3 protein-coding genes are annotated in these 1,941 nt (G+C 78.6%); 1 reads left to right on the forward strand and 2 read right to left on the reverse strand.

Annotated elements, in window-relative coordinates; all coding sequences use genetic code 11:
• On the reverse strand, nt 1-582 hold a 582-nt coding region (locus tag KSNIM_RS32030), incomplete at its 3' end, for an MFS transporter (protein ID WP_263106643.1).
• Between the two features lie 204 nt (nt 583-786).
• Nucleotides 787-1,374: a sigma-70 family RNA polymerase sigma factor gene (locus tag KSNIM_RS32035; RefSeq protein ID WP_317634079.1), complete on the reverse strand. Its 588-nt coding sequence runs from the start codon at nt 1,372-1,374 to the stop codon at nt 787-789.
• A gap of 79 nt (nt 1,375-1,453) precedes the next feature.
• Here KSNIM_RS32035 and KSNIM_RS32040 point away from each other — a divergent pair, with 79 nt between their 5' ends.
• Nucleotides 1,454-1,705, forward strand: coding sequence for a hypothetical protein (locus KSNIM_RS32040; RefSeq protein ID WP_263106644.1), 252 nt, complete (start codon nt 1,454-1,456; stop codon nt 1,703-1,705).
• Nucleotides 1,706-1,941: the final 236 nt, after the last annotated feature.

Below are 1,941 nucleotides of genomic sequence, written 5' to 3' on the forward strand. Positions count from 1 at the left end.
GCCCTGCGGCGCGGTGCGGCGCACCGTCCACACCGTGGCGAGGCAGACCGGCACGGCGATCGGCAGGACGGCCCGCCAGCCCGCCGCGTCCAGCAGCGGACCGCCGAGCGCCGGGCCGGTCACCGCACCGAGCGGGCCGAGGGTGGCCGGCACGCTCAACGCCCGGGCCCGCAGCGCGGGTCGGACGGCCCGCGCCGCCACGACCGGCATCAGGACGAACACCAGTGCGCCGAACACCCCCTGGGCGGCCCGCGCGGCGATCAGCCAGCCCGCCGTCGGAGCCAGCGCGGATGCCGCCCCGCCCAGCGCGAACCCGCCCGCGGCCAGCTGCACGGCGGCCCGCAGCCCGACCCCGTCCAGCCACCGGCCGGCCGGCAGCAGCAGGGCCACGAGCGGGAGTTGGTAGCCGAGCGCGGCCCACTGTGCGGTGCTCTGGGCCACCCCCAGGTCGTTCGCGACCGCCGGCAGTGCCAGGTTGACGGCGTTCATGTCCAGCAAGGCGGTGAACGACAGAAGCCCGGCGACGGCGACCAGGCCCCAGCGGTCCTGTTGCGGCGGCGCCTGGTCGGCCGTCCGGGTCATCTCGGGTCCTTCCGCGGTGGGGGCGGGCGCCGCCGGCCGGCGATGCCCGCCCCACCAGTCGGACGCGGAGCGCGGGAGGTTCCCGAACACCTGAAGGAATCCCGCGGTCCGCGCACCCGCCCGGACCGGTCGGCACCCGTGCACCCGTTCCGGCCCGGACCGGCCGGCAACCCGTATCCCCCGTGCACCCGGACCGGCCCGGGTTCAGCCGGCCGGCCGCACCGCCCCGACCGGCTCCACGCAGCGGTCCGCGGTCTCCGCCTCCCGCAGCAACGCCACCAGTTGCTCCCGCGCCCGGGCGACCCGGGAGCGCACCGTGCCGATCGGGCAGCCCGCGACCTCGGCCGCCTCGCCGTAGCTCATCCCGACCACCTGGGTCAGGACGAACGCCTCCCGGCGCTGCGCGGGTACCCGGGCGAGCAGGTCGCCGAGCGCTATCCCGTCCTCGAAGCCGCCCGTCGCGGGTGGCCGCTGACGTTCCACCGCTTCCTCCCAGTCCGGCAGGTCCGCGCACTGCGGCCGCGCCGCGGCACTGCGGTAGCGGTCGATCACCGTCCGCCGGGCGATCGACAGCAGCCAGGTGCGGGCCGAGGAGCGGCCGGCGAACCCGGGCAGGCTGCGCAGCGCCCGCAGGAAGGTCTCCTGGGCCAGGTCGTCGGCCGCGTCCGGGGTGGTCAGATGGGCGACGAACCGCCACACATCGCGCTGGGTCGCCCGGACGAACGCCTCCACGTCCTCGGCCCGCCCGTGCCGGGCGGCCAGCGCCAGCTCGGTCAGCAGGGTGTCATCCACGGCGCACCGCCCGTCGGCCGCGGTCTCCCGGTGCGGACGGCGCTACCGCCCGGGCGGCGCCGTGGTGGAGCATGGGCGGATGACCTGTGCCGACTACCGCGCGGCCACCTCCGCGCAGCTCGACGGCGAGGCACCCGCGGACGACCGCGCGGTGCACTGCGCCGACTGTGCCGAGTGGCTGGCCGCCGCCCGGCGGCTCCAGGCCCTGACGCGGGCCGCCGACGGCCCGTCGCCGGAGTGGACGGAACGGCTGCTGGGCAGCCTGGGCCTCGGCCCGGCGACAGCCGGGGAGGCGGAGAGTACGGACGAGACGTCCCATGGTGGTTCCTGACGGCAGGAGGCATCCACGGCGCCGCCCCCGGGTCCTCCGAGGGACCGGGCAGCGCCGACCTGGCACCGGCCGGCGCCGCCGGCCCGCGTCCCCCGGGCACGTCCGGGCGCCGCGCGGCGGCCGCACGGCGTGCGGCCGCCCGGCGGAACCGGTGAAGCCCGGGCCGGGGCGGGAAGGGCGGTGCACGGCCCGGCCGCTGCACCGCCGCAGTGACGGCGGGGGCAGCGGCGACCGGC

It is taken from the genome of Kitasatospora sp. DSM 101779 (genome assembly GCF_025655475.1).
Classification (GTDB): Bacteria; Actinomycetota; Actinomycetes; order Streptomycetales; family Streptomycetaceae; genus Kitasatospora.